The sequence below is a fragment of the Shewanella sp. MEBiC00475 genome (assembly GCF_005234075.1).
In the GTDB taxonomy this organism is placed as follows: domain Bacteria; phylum Pseudomonadota; class Gammaproteobacteria; order Enterobacterales; family Shewanellaceae; genus Shewanella; species Shewanella polaris.
This window is the reverse complement of sequence record NZ_CP039928.1, coordinates 1,814,737-1,831,671: the sequence shown is the minus strand read 5'-3', so window position 1 is coordinate 1,831,671 and position 16,935 is coordinate 1,814,737. Positions and strand designations below refer to the sequence as shown.

Here is a 16,935-nt window from a genome sequence, read left to right as displayed (position 1 = left end):
TTTACATAGGTTTACTCTGTCTTAACCCTCATTGACATTGCATTCGGTAAACTGAGTATCAAATCTGCTAAGGCAGAAATCGAATCCCATTTAAACCGAGGAACTTAACAATGAAAACATCATCAATCATCAAAACGAGTTTAGTTGCCTTAGTGGCAAGTTCGGCATTATTAGCTGGTCAGTTATATGCCGCAGATACTTCAGACAACACTGTAAAAACTGAACGCTGTGCTAATAAAGGTGACAGACATCATGGTCCTAAAGACGGTATGCATAAAATGCTCCGCAAGCTGGATTTAACGGATGAACAAAAAGCGAAAGTTGAAGCGATATTCGACAAATATCAGGCCAAACGTCCAGAGCGCCCAACTAAAGAGCAGCGTTCTGAACACCGTGCAGAAATGCTAGCCTTAATTACTAGCACTAGTATTGACGAAGCTAAAGCAACTAAGATGGCCGAAGCGCAGCAGCAACAACGTCTACAGGGCATGCTAACGCATTTGAAAATGCAAAACGAAATTTACCAATTATTAACGCCTGAACAGCAACAAACGTTTAAAGATAAGTTTCAGTTTGGTAAAGGTGACAAAGGCCATAAGTCTCGTGATTAATCGCTAGCGCATGGTTATAAAGTATAATCGTTTAAAGCCGTTACCTTGTGGTAACGGCTTTTTTGTTTATGCAAGTTTGCTAATGGTCACATATTGCATATAACTAACGCTTACTTTAGTAAACTTTATCCTCATGAAGCAATGAACTTGCTATAGTAAAGGCTGTTTATTACCAAGCTAAAGAGTTGATAACTTCACTATGTCTACAACCTCTGAATATGACTTTTGGGTCAAGTTAGCCAGTCGAGCATCAATCGCTACGGCACTGTGCCTTATTGTCATTAAGTTAATCGCTTGGCTTTATTCAGGTTCGGCCAGTATGCTGGGGTCGTTAACAGATTCATTTGCTGATGCGTTGGCGTCGATTGTGAATTTTATCGCGATTCGTTATGCCATTGTGCCAGCAGATAAAGATCATCGCTATGGCCATGGTAAAGCTGAGCCGTTAGCATCGTTGGCCCAAGCTGCATTCATTTTAGGCTCTGCGTCATTACTTTTGCTTTATGGCGGTGAAAAGTTAATTAACCCTGTTCCGGTAACCAATCCAATGAGTGGCATAGTGGTGTCTATTATTGCGATAGTACTGACATTTGCCTTAGTGTTACTGCAACGTCACGCTTTGGTGAAAACCAACAGTTCTGTGGTTGAAGCTGATTCATTACATTATAAATCTGATTTGTTACTAAATGCGGCGGTTTTATTAGCTTTGGTATTAGCGCAATATGGTTGGTGGTGGGCTGATGGTCTATTTGCTGTATTTATCGCGTTGTTTATTGGCAATCAAGCCATTGGTTTGAGTTATCGTTCCATTCAAAGCTTACTTGATCGGGAACTCGATGATGATACTCGCAATAAGATTAAAGCATTAGCTAAACAAGATCCTCGGGTTCAAGGTGTCCATGATTTGCGTACTCGTCAAGCGGGTAAAACAACGTTTATTCAATTACACATGGAATTAGCGGGTGACCTATCACTTCATGATGCTCATGAAATAGCAGAAAAAGCAGAGTTTACGATTAAAGCGGCATTTGATGATGCTGAAGTGATTATTCACCAAGATCCGGTTTAATCAATGATGAATAGAGATCGATGCTTTTTATTAACCTTTATCGCGGGGTTAATTGATTATTTGGCGGTTGTTTGGATACAGATTTGTGGGATGACAACTAACTGATTGGATGATCATCCAACATAGTCTCGTGAAAATGGCTGTTTGAGATACAAGGTTTATTCTGCACTGGATTAAGGTTTGTTAAGTGAGTCAAACTTAACAAACCTTAAAGCAACACAGGCATTACTGCGATTATGATGGCAATACTTGTGCTTAATCCATCGACAGTTCTTTCAATTTACGCGTTAGGGTATTGCGACCCCACCCCAGGCGTTTAGCGGCTTCTTGCTTATGGCCTTGAGTATGTCTAAGTGCAGTTTCAAGTAAAATACGTTCAAATTCAGGTTGAACTTCAGTGAGTAAATCACTTTCACCTGCAGCCAGCTTTTCATCAATCCAATCAGTTAATGCGGTTTGCCAATCACTTGATCCAGTTTGTTTTTGCTGGTTTGCTACTGGGTCTTTGAGCAATTCTGGTGGTAAATCTTGCGGTAAAATTTCTTGTCCGGACGCCATCACCGTTAACCAACGACAAGTATTTTCAAGTTGGCGAACATTGCCCGGCCAAGGTAAGTTAGCCAGTTTTACGGCCGTTTCTTTGGTGAGTATTTTAGGTTCAACACCGATCTCTTTAGCTGCCGTGCTTAAAAAATGATTGGCGAGTTGGGCAATGTCTTCACGGCGTTGTGATAATGGTGGTAAATGCACTCTGATCACATTAAGGCGATGAAACAAATCTTCGCGGAAGGTGCCTTTTTGCACCTGCACTTCGAGGTTTTGATGTGTTGCGGCAATAATTCGTACATCAACTTGCACCGCTTGATGACCACCAACACGATAAAACTGACCATCAGCAAGCACACGTAATAATCGAGTTTGGACATCGATTGGCATATCACCAATTTCATCTAAAAACAGGGTGCCACCATTAGCTTGTTCAAAACGTCCTTGGCGCACGTTGGCTGCACCAGTAAAGGCGCCTTTTTCATGACCGAAAAGTTCTGACTCAATCAAATCTTTTGGAATCGCTGCCATATTTAATGCAATAAACGGTTTGTCTTTGCGAGGACTATGTTTGTGTAATGCGCCTGCAACTAACTCTTTACCCGTACCTGATTGGCCATTAATGAGGACACTAATCGATGAACGAGATAAGCGACCAATGGCACGAAATACTTCCTGCATTGCAGGGGCTTCACCAATAATTTCTGGTGTTTTTATCGTCGTATCAATAACAGGTTGTGGTATTTGCTCTGTTGCATGAGTGAGTGCGCGCTCGACCAAATTAATGGCTTCATCGATATCGAATGGTTTTGGCAAGTATTCAAATGCACCGGCTTGATATGCACTCACGGCACTGTCTAAGTCTGAGTGCGCTGTCATGATGATGACTGGAATATGTGGATAATGTAGTTGTAAGCGATCAAGCAAGGTTAACCCATCAGTGCCAGGCATACGGATATCAGAAACAATGACTTGTGGTTGCGATGCTTCTAGAGCTTGCCATAAGGATTCAGCAGCTGCAAAACTGGCTGTTGACAGTGATGCACCTTGAAGTGCTTTTTCGAGTACCCAACGGATTGAGCTATCATCATCGAGGATCCAAACTTGTTCACTAATGTTCATGTTACTACCTCATTCTGCCTACAAAGGGCATGCTAGTTATTGTAATGGCAGGTTAATAATAAATTCGGTATGACCTGGTGCCGAGACACAATCGATGCGACCGCCATGTAATCGAGCAATGTTATGTGCAATGGATAAACCTAATCCTGAACCTTCGTCACGACCCGTGACCATCGGATAAAAAAGTGTGTCGATTAATTCTGCAGGAATACCGGGGCCGTTATCGATAATGGATAAGGCGAGTACTACTTTATAGTGCTTTGTTCCAATAGTGACTTGATGTTGGGTACGCGTTCGAATGACGATATCACCGCCACAATGCTCCAAAGCCTGAATGGCATTTTGCACAATATTCAATATTGCTTGCTGCATTTGCTCTGGGTCCATTTGAATATCGGGTATCGACGGATCATAATCGCGCGTTAAGTTAATATTACTAGGCAGTGCCATCTGAACGAGTTTCAATACTTTTTGTATTACTTGATGGATGTTGTGCTCAGCATGCTGGGTTGGACGTTGTGGCCCAAGCAAGCGATCGACTAAATTACGCAATCTATCAGCCTGTTCGATAATTAAACTGGTAAATTCTTTTAGATCGGGTGAAGTTAATTCGCGTGATAATAACTGCGCTGCGCCACGAAGCCCCCCGAGTGGGTTTTTTATTTCATGGGCGAGATTACGCACTAAAAATTGTGCCGCTTGTTGTTGAGCGTCCATATTAAGTTGCTGATGGATACGACGCTGCTGATCAACTTGGCGTAACTCCAAAATGCTTAAATTGGTGTCATTTTCAATGGGCATTAAGGTGATATCAATAGTGTGGTGTTGACCCTCTAGGGTAATTAACGCTGCAGTATTAACGGTAAGACTTTGGCCTGCATTAATGGCATTACGCAGTAATTGTGGTTCAACCCCCATTAATTGATATAACTCAGGTAAAGTTTGTTCAAGTATTTTGTGGTTACCGACTCCCAATAATTGTGCAGCTGCCGCATTGGCATAGCACGGCTTGAGCTCGGTATTGATTACCAGCACTGCTGTGACTAAATGATTTAGTAGATTATTTGTGTCCATTAGTCGTCCTAGTATAGGGTTGCACTATTATAATGCACCGATTTGGTGCGACGCACAACCCGGAACACACAAGCTCTTCCTAAGATAAATAGTCACGCATAAATTTATAAATCAATGAATAAGCTAGATTTTATCTTAATCACTTAGGCTTTTTTGCCGGCCCAAATACAGATGCTTGGTGAAGGAATATCTTTCTAGGAGAGCTTGATGCAAGGACTTTGCCGCTTTGTGTTACAGCGTTAACAACAATAGAATGTTGACCACGATTGATGCCCGTTAATTGAAACTCATTGGATACCTGAGGTGATGCCGTAGTCACTCCATCAACAAGTAAAGTAAATAATACTCCGCGAGGTAACTGAGGTGAGGCGCTAACTGACACCGTAAACGCACCGTTATTATCACGAATTGTGGTATCTTCTCGAGGTGAGACAATCGATATTTTGTAGTTAATTTTGGTTTCTGTTGTTGGTGTTGTATTGATTTTTGTAGGCGTGTTAATTGTCATGTTATTTTGGGTGTTTTCATTTAGATCAACAACTTCAGCATTATTTTTCGGTTCATCTGAGTAATGAACTTTACCAGTGTCATCTACCCAACGGTAAACAGTAGCAAGGCTTTGGCTACTCAATAATAGCAAACCAATAAGTATGATAAGGCGCATGATCCACTCCATAAAACAATCGTTTCAATAGAGTAGACGTTTTTATAGAAAAAATCAGCTTAAACTGCTTAAGCTGAAGTGGGTAATGAGATGAGCACTCAATATGATTAGATATATTGACAGCAGTATTCTGAAATTTGCTCTGTTCGGATACTAAAGCTCACATTTGGTGCAAGTTGAAACTGGCTACCAGTAGCGTAAGCTACCCATTCTGTTTGGCCTGGTAATAATACGTCAAATTCACCTGAAATGACTTGCATTATTTCACCTTGAGCTGTTGAAAACTCATATTCACCAGGCATTACTACGCCAAAAGTTTGTTTACTGCCATCGGCTAACACTACACTTCTACTGACGACTTTACCGTTAAAATAAACATTGGCCAGTTTCGCGACACTCACTTGATGCAACATACTTATATAATCCCCTTCAATTGATATGATTCTATTCTCGTTAATTATATAACCAGATAATGAGTAAATTTGATATTACGTGAATTTATCTAGGTTTGGGTAAAATATCTAGTTAAATGTTTTCATGTTGATTCCAAATCACCGCTAACAAAAAGCCCAGATGCAACAGGCATCTGGGCTTTTTAGGTTTCAAGTGTGACAAATATAATTTGCCACTCATTGATTAACCGCGGTTATTACGCTTACGCTCATTTTCAGTTAAGAATCTCTTACGAACACGAATGTTCTTAGGAGTTACTTCAACTAATTCATCATCATCGATGAACTCAAGCGCTTGTTCAAGTGTCAATGTGATAGGAGTCGTCAATACTTGTGCTTCATCAGTACCTGATGCGCGCATGTTAGTTAGCTGCTTACCTTTAAGACAGTTTACTGTCAAATCGTTAGAGCGAGCGTGTATACCCACAACTTGACCTTCATACACTTCGGCAGCGTGACCAATAAACATACGACCACGGTCTTGTAATGCAAAAAGAGCGAAAGTTAGCGCTTTACCTGTTGCGTTTGAAATCAATACGCCGTTAGCGCGTTGACCAATATCGCCACCTTTGTGTGGACCGTAGTGATCAAATGAATGATAAATTAGACCCGTACCAGATGTTGCAGTTAAGAACTCGGTTTGGAAACCAATTAAGCCACGGCTAGGAATGATGAAGTCGATACGTACACGACCTTTACCATCAAGCTGCATGTCTTTCATTTCACCTTTACGAACACCTAATTTTTCAATTACGGTACCTTGATGTTCTTCTTCAACGTCAACGGTTACTGTTTCGTATGGTTCACATAACTCATCATCAATTGTTTTAAGAATAACTTCAGGACGCGATACTGCTAATTCATAGCCTTCACGACGCATGTTTTCAATTAAAATCGATAAGTGTAATTCACCACGTCCTGAAACGCGGAAACGGTCTGGACTTTCTGTTTCTTCAACGCGAAGTGCAACGTTGTGAACTAATTCAGTTTGTAAACGCTCAAGTATGTTACGTGAAGTCACATACTTACCTTCTTTACCCGCGAACGGAGAAGTGTTTACTTGGAATGTCATTGTTAATGTTGGTTCATCAACAGTTAACGGTGGCATTGCTTCTACTGCATTCACTGCACAGATAGTGTCAGAGATTTTAAGTTCACCTAAACCTGTAATTGCAACGATGTCGCCTGCATTTGCAATTGGCACTTCAGTACGGTCAAGACCCATGTAACCTAATACTTGGCCCATTTTACCGTTACGAGTCTTACCATCAGCGCCAATAATAGTCACTTGTTGGTTAGTCTTAACGCTACCACGGGTAATACGGCCAATACCGATAACACCCACGTATGAGTTATAATCGATTTGAGAAATTTGCATTTGGAATGGCGCTTCCGCATCAGCGTCAGGGAAAGATACTTTCTCAACGATAGTTTGGAATAGAGGCGTCATATCATCGCTTGCTACATCAGGATCTAATGTTGCAAAACCATTTAATGCCGAAGCATAAACGATTGGGAAGTCTAATTGTTCGTCAGTGGCACCTAAGTTAACGAATAAATCGAATACTTGGTCAATAACCCAATCTGGACGAGCACTTGGACGGTCAATTTTGTTGATAACAACAATCGGCTTAAGGCCTTGAGCGAATGCTTTCTTGGTTACAAAGCGAGTTTGTGGCATTGGGCCATCAACTGCGTCAACCAATAGTAATACTGAATCGACCATAGATAAAACACGTTCTACTTCACCACCGAAATCGGCATGGCCAGGAGTATCAACGATATTAATACGGTAGTCGTTCCACTGGATGGCAGTATTCTTTGCCAGAATGGTGATCCCACGTTCTTTTTCAAGATCGTTAGAATCCATAACCCGCTCAGTAGCTTCTCCACGAGATGCAAGGGTTCCTGACTGCGCCAACATTTTGTCAACCAGGGTTGTTTTGCCATGGTCAACGTGGGCAATAATGGCGATGTTACGTAAATTCTCTAACACAGATAAACCTCTAAACCAGCAAATAAAAAAAAGGATCTAACAAAAGCTATCTATTATAGCCAATGTAAAAAAGCGTGCCATTCTACTTCACAGCGGCTTTTGTAGATAGGATTATTTTTGAACACCTGTAAATATATTGCTTTCTAAGCCTAAAAAAAACAATATGAAACGTTTATATATTAAACATAACAAAGGTGTGATACTAAAATGTGACAGAGCTAAAACACCAAGATAATTACGACGCACTATTATGGACTATTGCACCATAAGTAAACTCGCTGCGCACTGTATTGGTGCAATTGGTATGTTCGGAGTGTGAAGTGTATTTCTCATTTGCGTAAAATCAATTACTTAGCGATGTGGCATGAATATCGCTTTACTGCAGATAATTATGCAAAATTCGTTTTCCAGATGCATTATCTGGCGAATAACAAAATTATATTAAGGGACAACCCTTTACCCTAACGGAGGCTTAGAATGTCAGTTGAATCAGTTTTAAAGCAACTTGAAGAGTTAGAAGTTAAGTTTGTAGACTTACGCTTTACCGACACTAAAGGTAAGGAACAGCATGTTTCTATTCCGTCTCATCAAGTAGATGAAGATTTCTTTGAAGATGGCAAAATGTTTGACGGTTCTTCAATTACAGGCTGGAAAGGCATTAATGAATCTGACATGGTGCTAATGCCAGACGCAACAACTTTTCTATTAGACCCTTTCACAGAAGAAACCACAGCACTTATCCGTTGTGATATTTTAGAGCCAGGTACGATGACGGGTTATGATCGTGACCCTCGCTCTATTGCAAAAAAAGCCGAACAGTATCTAATTTCTACTGGCATCGCTGATACCGTATTAATTGGTCCAGAGCCTGAATTCTTTATATTTGACGATGTCCGTTTTGGTACGGATATGTCAGGTTGTTTCGTTAAGATTGATGCTAAAGAAGCATCATGGAACTCTGCTAAGAGCTATGAAGAAGGCAATACTGGTCACCGTCCAATGGTGAAAGGTGGTTATTTCCCTGTAGCACCAGTTGATTCTTCACAAGACCTACGTTCTGCAATGTGTTTAGTACTTGAAGAAATGGGTCAAGTTGTTGAAGCGCATCACCACGAAGTGGCAACTGCGGGTCAAAACGAAATTGCAACACGTTTCAATACATTGACTAAGAAAGCTGATGAAATCCAAATTCTAAAATACGTTGTTCATAACATGGCTCATGCTTATGGTAAAACAGCGACATTTATGCCAAAACCAATTGTAGGTGACAACGGTAGTGGTATGCATGTGCATCAGTCTTTAGCTAAAGACGGCGTTAACTTATTTGCTGGTGATAAATATGCTGGCCTAAGTGACATCGCGCTTTACTATATTGGCGGTATCATTAAGCATGCTCGTGCATTGAATGCATTTACTAACCCAAGTACAAACTCTTACAAGCGTTTAGTACCGCATTTTGAAGCGCCAGTTATGCTTGCATATTCTGCACGTAACCGTTCAGCCTCAATCCGTATTCCAGTGGTACCAAGCCCTAAAGGCCGTCGTATCGAAGCGCGTTTCCCTGATCCACATGCAAATCCATATTTAGGTTTTTCTGCATTGCTAATGGCTGGTCTTGACGGTATTCAAAACAAGATCCACCCAGGTGAAGCAATGGACAAAGATTTGTATGACTTACCTGCTGAAGAAGCGGCTGAGATCCCACAGGTTGCTACGTCATTAGAAAACGCACTGGAAAATCTACAGGCGGATCATGAGTTTTTGACTAAAGGCGGCGTGTTCAGCGAAGACTTTATTCAGTCTTATATTCAGCTTAAAACAGCAGAGTGTGAGCGTGTCTCACGTACGACTCATCCACTTGAGTTTGAAATGTATTACAGCTTGTAATTCTTAAGCTTAGTAGTGCCCTAGTTTATACAGGGCAAGTAAATAAAAAAACCCGATAAGTCTTTATCGGGTTTTTTATTTGATGATTAAAAGTATATTTGGCTATTACTGGGATAGGTTTATTTTCAATTAATACAATATTTTATTTATCTTATGAATATGTAGAGGTCATGATTTACATGCCATTTAAGCATTCCATTTTTTATTGCGTAGTCTTCTAAGGCTTCAACCATTGACAGCTTTATTGCAATTAGTGAGAGGGCATCTCATTGAATAAATTAATAGTATGATAAGTTTGTAGAGGAATTCACTCATAAATATGATATTTATATGCTTAATCACTCATTTGTCTTTCACTAAAAAGCGATATGTTCAATGGATAAGAAAGATCTCAAACTATTAGATATTTTACAACGTCATGGTCGAATTGCTATTTCTGAGTTAGCCGACAAGGTTAATATGTCAGATACTCCTTGTTTACGCAGGGTAAAAAAACTTGAACAAGATAAAGTGATTTTGGGCTATGGTGCGCAAGTTGATCCGCTTAAAGTCGGGTTGAATGTTGTAGTTTATACATCGGTACGCTTAACTGAACACACAGATCAGTCGACAGCATTGTTTGAGTCAACAATGGCGCAACTCCCTCAAGTGATGGAATGTGCTGTGGTCACTGGGGCTTATGATTATTTATTAAAAATAGTCTCTAAAGACTTAGTTTCTTATCAACACTTTATCAAAAAATCACTCGGTAACCTCAAGTTTGTCGCCAGTATTGAAACCACTGTGGTATTAAGGCAAGTTTTTAGCCGTACGGCTTTGCCCATGGACGAATCACCAATCGACTAATTTTAGGTTTATTGTATCTCGGTCTATTATATATCGAGATAACGGATATCTGACGATTTTTAATTACCCCAAAGCAGCACCTAGATCGTTTTAGTGTAACGATTTTTTAGGTTACCACTTTAGGGCATTGAGTCGATATTTGCGGTAATGGCTAACCTTGCTCCATTGACTCGATAAATTTATTCGATTCGGCAATCGATTTATTCATTTCTTTAATCAGACTAGAGATATCTGTCTGTAAACTGGCAAATTCACCCTTAATAGCACCAATTGCCTGAGCGTTTAGATTATGTTTTAAATACAACATATTGTCTTTCATCGCGGTTAATATGGGTGGCATTTTGGCTTCAGCTCGACGCATACTTTTAACTAGCTTGCTATATGATCGCTTAGTTTCATTAAGTTTATTGGTGCTGTTGCGGCGTAAACTGGCTTTGCTTATTTCTTCTATTTCGGCCTGCCATTCGTCAAATAATGCCTCTGCAACATCTTCTACTTTGCCAATGCGGTCGGTGACTTCATCTGCTGCTGATTGCGCCGATTCATATTCATCTTTTGCTTTATTGTAGGCATCTTCTAAATCACCGCCATCAAATGCCAATAAAGCCTGCATTTCTTCTAAAGCTGAGCTAAATTGTTCCTGCGCTTCTTCTTGGGATTCTTTGGCACTTTGAACGCGATCGACCATTATGTCGCGCTTGTGGTAGCCAACTTTTTCCATTGCACCGTAATAGGCACTTTGGCAGCCACTCAACAGTAAACTGCTACTTAGTAGCGCAAGTGATATCCATTTTCTCATAAATGTGTCTCTTTTATTGTTTGAGGCGTAAAATTACCTCGTTAAGGACTAACTATCTGATTTAAATCTTGCTGCATCAATGATGCTCCAAAGATGGAAAAGTGCGCCAATAATGAATGGAAAAACCAGTACTGAGAAGAAATAGCAGAAGACGGTTATACAGAAAAATAACAAAGCTGCTAAAATACGACCTTGTAAAAGTTGACCCAAGCCGGGGAAAAATAAACTGGCTACTGCTGCGAGTACATTACCCGCTGAACCTTGTTGTGACATCAATTCTCTCCATTCTTTTATCACTAATATGTTATAACATTGTACGAAGTTAGCGTGTGAATACAATTATTATCTCCAATAACGCGCTATTAAATAAGGATTATTATGCCCAAAAAGTTTGATTACAGCCCTATTGTGGCTTTTTTTAGTGGGATTTGGCAGTTTCTATTGCACCTCAAACAACGGTTAGCTGAAGACCAAATTAATATCCGTGCAGGGCATTTGGCGTATGTTACCTTGTTATCATTGGTGCCTATGTTAGCCGTGACTATGTCGATGTTATCGGCGTTCCCAGTATTTAAAGGTATTCGCGGTAATATTGAAGGGTTTATTTATAACAACTTTATACCTGCAGCGGGTGATACGGTACAAGTGCATATTAACGAATTTGTCGCTAATGCGTCTAAAGGTACCTTTGTGGGTATTATCGCGTTAGTGTTTGTCGCCATTATGCTCATTTCAGCTATCGATAAAGCATTAAATAATATTTGGCGGATTACTGAAAAACGCTCATATGTGGTGTCATTTTCGATGTATTGGATGGTCTTAACGCTTGGTCCTGTACTCATTGGTGCTAGTTTGGTGGCTACCTCGTATGTGGTCTCATTAGAGGTGGTGACGGGGAGTGATCTATCTGGATTAGTACCTTGGATTATTGAACGTTTGCCATTGCTGTTTTCAGTCGCATCAATATTACTGCTATACATGGTAGTACCTAATAAGAAAATCCATTTTTCACATGCGTTGTTAGGGGCTGTTGTTGCTGCGGTATTGTTTGAAGCAGGCAAAAAGGGTTTTGCGTTTTATGTCACCCAGTTTCCGAGTTATGAAGCAATATACGGTGCGCTGGCAGTGATCCCGATTTTGTTTGTATGGGTGTACTTATCGTGGATGATTGTGTTGTTAGGTGCAGAGATTACAGCGGCATTACCAGAATATTTAGAAAGTTTAGCGGTTATCGCGGATGATCTCAAAGCTGAAATATTTACAGAGACTGAGACTAAAAGCCAGAATCACAATAATGTGCATGATCCTCTCGTGGCTGATAAGTCCAGTCCGTCTTCTGAAAAATCTTAATATTATATGTGAACATATTCAGTAACCGCTAATTTTGATGAGCTCTGGGAAACAAGTACCTGTTGTTCAGTATGTCCTTTATGACGGCCTTGTTTTATCTTATTCAATAATAATCCCAAAATAGTATTTTAAGGCAGTTATGATTGCATTAATTCAACGAGTTAAACGCGCTTCAGTCACAGTCGAAGGTACGATTGTCGGCAAAATTGACCAAGGTTTGTTAGTCTTATTAGGTGTAGAACGCGAAGATAATAGTGAGAAAATGGTTAAGTTAGCTAAAAAAGTCATTAATTATCGAGTGTTTAATGATGAAAGTGGCAAGATGAATCTTAATCTGACTCAAGTCGGAGGGCAATTGTTGGTGGTATCGCAATTTACTTTAGTTGCTGATACCGGCAGAGGCTTAAGGCCTAGCTTTTCCAGTGCGGCAACCCCTGAGCAAGCCGATAGTCTTTATCTCGCTTTTGTAGAATATTGTCGGCAACAAGGAGTTGTTACTGAAACTGGGAAATTTGGTGCAGATATGCAGGTTGAATTGGTTAATGATGGTCCAGTGACCTTTAATCTGCAAGTATAACGTCTTGGTTTATAGCTGTTTATTATCCCAAGTTGAGATTAGCTAGTCATCAATCGGAAGGATGTCGCTATGCTTGATATTTCGTTCACTGAATCGCAATCGGATACCAAGGTCTCTGCCTTGCTACAGACTTTGTGTGAAACTTGGCATAATACTATTCCTGTCAGTAAATTTATGGATATTACTCCTGTGTTGTTCAACGGAGATAGCTTACAGGTTACAGCACCTATTGAACCTAACATTAATTTACATCACACCATGTTTGCAGGCAGCATCTATACTTTAATGACGTTGACTGGTTGGGGGATGGTGTGGTTACAGCAACAATTGTCACAAGCACATGGTGACATTGTATTAGCTGATGCGAAGGTAAGGTATTTAAAACCCATTTCTAAACAGGCCTATGCCAAAGTTATTTGGCCTTATACTGATTTAACCCCATTAACTCGAGGTCGCCGAGTGAAGATTACCTTAGAAGTCGCATTGTATTGCGATGACATTATGTGCGCCACTTTTACCGGCCAATATGTATCTTTTCCTCCTAGAGTTGTTAATGCAGACTAGGTTATAACCTTTCGTTTTTATCGAATATAATTGCGGATTTATTGCGCTTTTATTCTTTTTTATAGATCAATATACTTATTTCATTGGTCAGGCACACAGCCATATGACCCAACATACATATGGGTGAGACTTTACAATGACAAAAGTATTAATTTTAAAATCAAGCATTCTAGGCGGTTATTCACAATCTTCAGCATTAGTTGATTATTTACATCAGCAATGGAACAGCAAAGGTGCGCAAATTACAGTGCGTGATTTAGGTGAAAATGTACTACCAATGTTAGACGGCGAACTTGCTTCAGGTTTACGCGGTGGCGATAATCTTTCGGAGCGTCAGTTATCTGCGCTCGCATTATCTGATAAATTAGTGGCTGAAATAAAAGCTCATGACACCATTGTGATCGCCGCGCCTATGTACAATTTTACAATTCCGACAACACTAAAAAATTGGATTGATTTTATTGCCCGTGCAGGTGTGACGTTTACTTACACCGATACCGGAGCTGTTGGTTTAATCGAAGGTAAGCGCGCCATTATTGTGACCACTCGTGGTGGAGTACATAAAGGTGGCCCTACAGACCATGTGGTGCCTTACTTAACGACTTTGTTGGGCTTTATCGGGATTAATAATGTTGAAACTATTTATGCTGAAGCATTAAATATGGGCCCAGATGCTGCTGAAGCTGGCATTAGCCAAGCTAAACTTGCTATTGATGCTATGACACTTTAATCAATTTATTCATAGGCTTATATAAAGCCACTGATTCGAATAATTAACGCTTAATGAGACTTTGACATTTAAAGGATCATTAAGCGTTTTTTACTTTATGATTTTGTTGATCAAAAAAGGGTTTGTGCTCCTTTATGCAATTAACGCCAACGTTTAAAAATCAATGAAGTATTAATGCCACCAAAGGCAAAGTTGTTACTCATAATGTAGTTGGTGTCGATATGTCGAATATCGTCTTTGATGTAATCAAGTTGGGCGCATTCTGAGTCAATATCAGTCAAATTGAGTGTTGGCGAAAACCAACCTTCATTCATCATTTCAATACTGGTCCACGCTTCCAACGAACCACAAGCGCCTAGAGTATGACCGGTATAACTCTTTAATGAAGAGATGGGCGTTTCTGCACCAAAGACTGCGTGAGTCGCGGCAGTTTCTGCTATATCACCGCGATCTGTTGCGGTGCCATGAGCACTGATATAACCAATGTCTTGAGCCGATAATTGGGCATCCTTTAAGGCTAAACGAATAGCCACTTCCATGGTGTTAGCATTGGGTTGAGTGACATGTTGGCCATCTGAGTTGGTACCAAAACCAATTAGCTCTGCATAAATTTTAGCACCACGGGCTTGAGCATGTTCAAGCTCTTCTAATATCAAGGTACAAGCACCTTCACCAATAACCAACCCATCGCGGTTCTGGTCAAATGGTCGTGGCGTTAGCTCTGGAGTATCATTTTGGGTGCTGGTGGCATATAAAGTATCAAATACCACGGCCTCGGTAGGGCAAAGCTCTTCACCACCACCCGCGAGCATAATGGTTTGCATGCCATATTTAATCGCTTCATAAGCATAGCCAATGCCTTGACTGGCAGAGGTACACGCACTGCTGGTGGTGTGAATACGGCCTTGCAGGCCAAAGAACACCCCAATATTAACCGCGGTAGTGTGGGCCATCATGCGGATATAACTGGTGGCGGTTAACCCCGACATTTCGCCGGTTTTTAACATGTCACCAAAGCCCATAATTGGATCGGTACTACCAGTTGATGAGCCGTAAGCAACTCCAACTTGACCGGAATTAAGGATGGGATCGTTCAACAAGCCTGCATCTTCAAGCGCTAATTCACTGGCACGTGTTGCCATCATGGATACTCGCCCCATAGAGCGGATCTTTTTACGTGAATAATGGGCTGGGAGAGTAAAATCAGTCACTGGTGCCGCCAGACGAGTATTTAAACCTGGGTAGCGATCCCATTCATCCATCCGAATAACGCAGTTATGTTTGGCTAGTAGGCTGGCTTTAATTTGTTGCCAGTTTTGGCCTAATGCGGAAATACCGCCCACTCCGGTAACGACTACACGCTTCATATCATGCCTCCGTTAACTGAGATAACTTGGCGAGTTATGTAGGCGGCATCGTCTGATAATAAAAAGTTAGCAAGGCCGGCAATTTCACTGGGTTTGCCCATGCGTTTCATCGGTACTATTTGGTTGACAATATCGGTTGAGATATCTGTGACCATATCGGTTTCAATTAACCCCGGTGCGATACAATTGACGGTAATTTTTCGCTTAGCTAACTCAAGCGACAAGGCTTTAGTTGCGCCAATAATTCCCGCTTTTGATGCGCTGTAGTTCACTTGACCACGATTACCTGCAATGCCTGACACAGAGGCTAGGGTGATAATACGTCCACCTTTACGTGCTTGTACCATTGGCATAACCGTAGGGTGGATAACATTATAAAATCCATCAAGATTAGTGTGGATCACACTGTCCCATTCATCTTCTGTCATCGCTGGGAAAGCGGTGTCGCGATTAATACCCGCATTAAGAATAACGCCATAATAGGCACCATTTTCGGCAATGTCTGTTTCGATTGCCAGCTTGACCGCTTGACGGTCGGCAATATCAAATTGCAGTAAACTAACCTGAACACCAAGATCTAATAAGGTTTTTTGCACTTGCGCTGCGGCAGCATGATTGCTGTGAAAGTGCAGCGCAATATCAAAACCACTCTCGGCTAATTTAATCGCGATGGCTTTACCTATTCCTCGGCTGGAACCAGTAACTAATACTCTGTTATTCAAAATGTCTCTCCGTGATTGATTCGAGGAACTCCAATAGGGGTGTCAAAAGGGTTGTTGATCATGCTTACTCGTCGACTTGGCTTTCATCAATATAAGCCTGGGTGTCTTGTGGTTGGAATACATTGACATTGGCCTCCGCCACTAACGTTTGGTGATGATAAATTTGGCATTCAAAAACCGCTAATCCAGACTCTTCTTGGTATAGCCGAGTGACCTGAGTGCGATATGACTCACCTAAGGTAAATGTGTCGATATGCATTTGCAGTTTGCGGGTGCCGAGTAAAAAACCGACTCGGATACCATCGTCGCGCAGTAAGGCTTCAACACCCGCTAACGCAGCAATACTTTGGGCCATATACTCAATACCAACATAATTTGGCACGCCATTGAGTTGGGCGTCGAAATAGGCACACTTGGAGCTAATATGGGTTTCAGTGATTAAGCAGTCTGGGAGATGTTCTAAGATATTATCAATTAAGATCATCGGTGCCCGATGTGGAATAAACGTACTTATCTCTTGCGCTAACATCGCCGGAGTTGCAGTGGCTATTGACATGAA

At 40.9% G+C, this 16,935-nt stretch carries 18 protein-coding genes; 8 read left to right on the top strand and 10 right to left on the bottom strand.

All coding sequences use genetic code 11. The features are described 5' to 3' along the window. Nucleotides 1-110: 110 nt before the first annotated feature. Both FCN25_RS08065 and FCN25_RS08060 read left to right on the top strand, forming a co-directional pair. Entirely contained in the window at nt 111-611 is a 501-nt protein-coding gene (locus FCN25_RS08065) for a Spy/CpxP family protein refolding chaperone (protein ID WP_137223630.1), read from the top strand. Between the two features lie 199 nt (nt 612-810). Next, a complete protein-coding gene (locus FCN25_RS08060; RefSeq protein WP_137223628.1) occupies nt 811-1,680 on the top strand; it encodes a cation diffusion facilitator family transporter in 870 nt (289 codons plus the stop codon). 255 nt (nt 1,681-1,935) lie between these two features. On the opposite strand, the gene glnG is transcribed toward FCN25_RS08060, so the two are convergent. The 5 genes from glnG to typA form a co-directional block, all read right to left on the bottom strand. After that, complete coding sequence (glnG, locus tag FCN25_RS08055; protein ID WP_137223626.1) at nt 1,936-3,348, bottom strand: nitrogen regulation protein NR(I); 1,413 nt, start codon at nt 3,346-3,348, stop codon at nt 1,936-1,938. Nucleotides 3,349-3,384: 36 nt separating this feature from the next. After that, nucleotides 3,385-4,422 carry a nitrogen regulation protein NR(II) gene (gene glnL, locus FCN25_RS08050; protein WP_137223624.1) on the bottom strand — a complete coding sequence of 346 codons (1,038 nt, stop codon included), beginning with the start codon at nt 4,420-4,422 and terminating at the stop codon, nt 3,385-3,387. 139 nt (nt 4,423-4,561) lie between these two features. Then, nucleotides 4,562-5,086 carry a DUF4124 domain-containing protein gene (locus FCN25_RS08045; protein ID WP_137223622.1) on the bottom strand — a complete coding sequence of 175 codons (525 nt, stop codon included), beginning with the start codon at nt 5,084-5,086 and terminating at the stop codon, nt 4,562-4,564. A 107-nt stretch (nt 5,087-5,193) separates the two neighbouring features. After that, a complete protein-coding gene (locus FCN25_RS08040) occupies nt 5,194-5,505 on the bottom strand; it encodes a pyrimidine/purine nucleoside phosphorylase (protein ID WP_137223620.1) in 312 nt (103 codons plus the stop codon). Nucleotides 5,506-5,722: 217 nt separating this feature from the next. Next, nucleotides 5,723-7,534, bottom strand: a complete 1,812-nt coding sequence (typA, locus tag FCN25_RS08035; RefSeq protein ID WP_137223618.1) for a translational GTPase TypA — start codon at nt 7,532-7,534, stop codon at nt 5,723-5,725. A gap of 477 nt (nt 7,535-8,011) precedes the next feature. On the opposite strand from typA, the gene glnA reads away from it, so the two are divergent. Beyond that, nucleotides 8,012-9,421 carry a glutamate--ammonia ligase gene (gene glnA / locus FCN25_RS08030; protein ID WP_137223616.1) on the top strand — a complete coding sequence of 470 codons (1,410 nt, stop codon included), beginning with the start codon at nt 8,012-8,014 and terminating at the stop codon, nt 9,419-9,421. A 375-nt stretch (nt 9,422-9,796) separates the two neighbouring features. Further along, nucleotides 9,797-10,267: an Lrp/AsnC family transcriptional regulator gene (locus FCN25_RS08025; RefSeq protein ID WP_137223614.1), complete on the top strand. Its 471-nt coding sequence runs from the start codon at nt 9,797-9,799 to the stop codon at nt 10,265-10,267. A 151-nt stretch (nt 10,268-10,418) separates the two neighbouring features. On the opposite strand, the gene FCN25_RS08020 is transcribed toward FCN25_RS08025, so the two are convergent. Together FCN25_RS08020 and FCN25_RS08015 are read right to left on the bottom strand one after the other, a co-directional pair. Then, nucleotides 10,419-11,066 carry a DUF2959 domain-containing protein gene (locus FCN25_RS08020; protein WP_137223612.1) on the bottom strand — a complete coding sequence of 216 codons (648 nt, stop codon included), beginning with the start codon at nt 11,064-11,066 and terminating at the stop codon, nt 10,419-10,421. Between the two features lie 48 nt (nt 11,067-11,114). Further along, nucleotides 11,115-11,339, bottom strand: a complete 225-nt coding sequence (locus tag FCN25_RS08015) for a hypothetical protein (protein ID WP_137223610.1) — start codon at nt 11,337-11,339, stop codon at nt 11,115-11,117. A gap of 105 nt (nt 11,340-11,444) precedes the next feature. On the opposite strand from FCN25_RS08015, the gene FCN25_RS08010 reads away from it, so the two are divergent. The 4 genes from FCN25_RS08010 to FCN25_RS07995 all read left to right on the top strand — a co-directional run bounded on the left by FCN25_RS08010 (nt 11,445) and on the right by FCN25_RS07995 (nt 14,287). Then, entirely contained in the window at nt 11,445-12,416 is a 972-nt protein-coding gene (locus FCN25_RS08010; protein WP_137223608.1) for a virulence factor BrkB family protein, read from the top strand. A gap of 139 nt (nt 12,417-12,555) precedes the next feature. Continuing rightward, on the top strand, nt 12,556-12,993 hold the full coding sequence (gene dtd / locus FCN25_RS08005; protein WP_137223606.1) for a D-aminoacyl-tRNA deacylase: 438 nt from the start codon (nt 12,556-12,558) through the stop codon (nt 12,991-12,993). Nucleotides 12,994-13,062: 69 nt separating this feature from the next. Continuing rightward, a complete protein-coding gene (locus FCN25_RS08000) occupies nt 13,063-13,557 on the top strand; it encodes a thioesterase domain-containing protein (RefSeq protein WP_137223604.1) in 495 nt (164 codons plus the stop codon). 136 nt (nt 13,558-13,693) lie between these two features. After that, nucleotides 13,694-14,287, top strand: coding sequence for an FMN-dependent NADH-azoreductase (locus FCN25_RS07995; RefSeq protein ID WP_137223602.1), 594 nt, complete (start codon nt 13,694-13,696; stop codon nt 14,285-14,287). Nucleotides 14,288-14,427: 140 nt separating this feature from the next. On the opposite strand, the gene FCN25_RS07990 is transcribed toward FCN25_RS07995, so the two are convergent. From FCN25_RS07990 to FCN25_RS07980, 3 genes are all read right to left on the bottom strand, one after another. Continuing rightward, entirely contained in the window at nt 14,428-15,654 is a 1,227-nt protein-coding gene (locus FCN25_RS07990) for a beta-ketoacyl-ACP synthase (protein ID WP_137223600.1), read from the bottom strand. Continuing rightward, entirely contained in the window at nt 15,651-16,376 is a 726-nt protein-coding gene (locus FCN25_RS07985) for a 3-ketoacyl-ACP reductase FabG2 (RefSeq protein WP_137223598.1), read from the bottom strand. Before FCN25_RS07985 ends, FCN25_RS07990 begins: the two co-directional genes overlap by 4 nt. Nucleotides 16,377-16,440: 64 nt before the next feature. Continuing rightward, a complete protein-coding gene (locus tag FCN25_RS07980) occupies nt 16,441-16,932 on the bottom strand; it encodes a hotdog family protein (RefSeq protein ID WP_137223596.1) in 492 nt (163 codons plus the stop codon). Nucleotides 16,933-16,935: the final 3 nt, after the last annotated feature.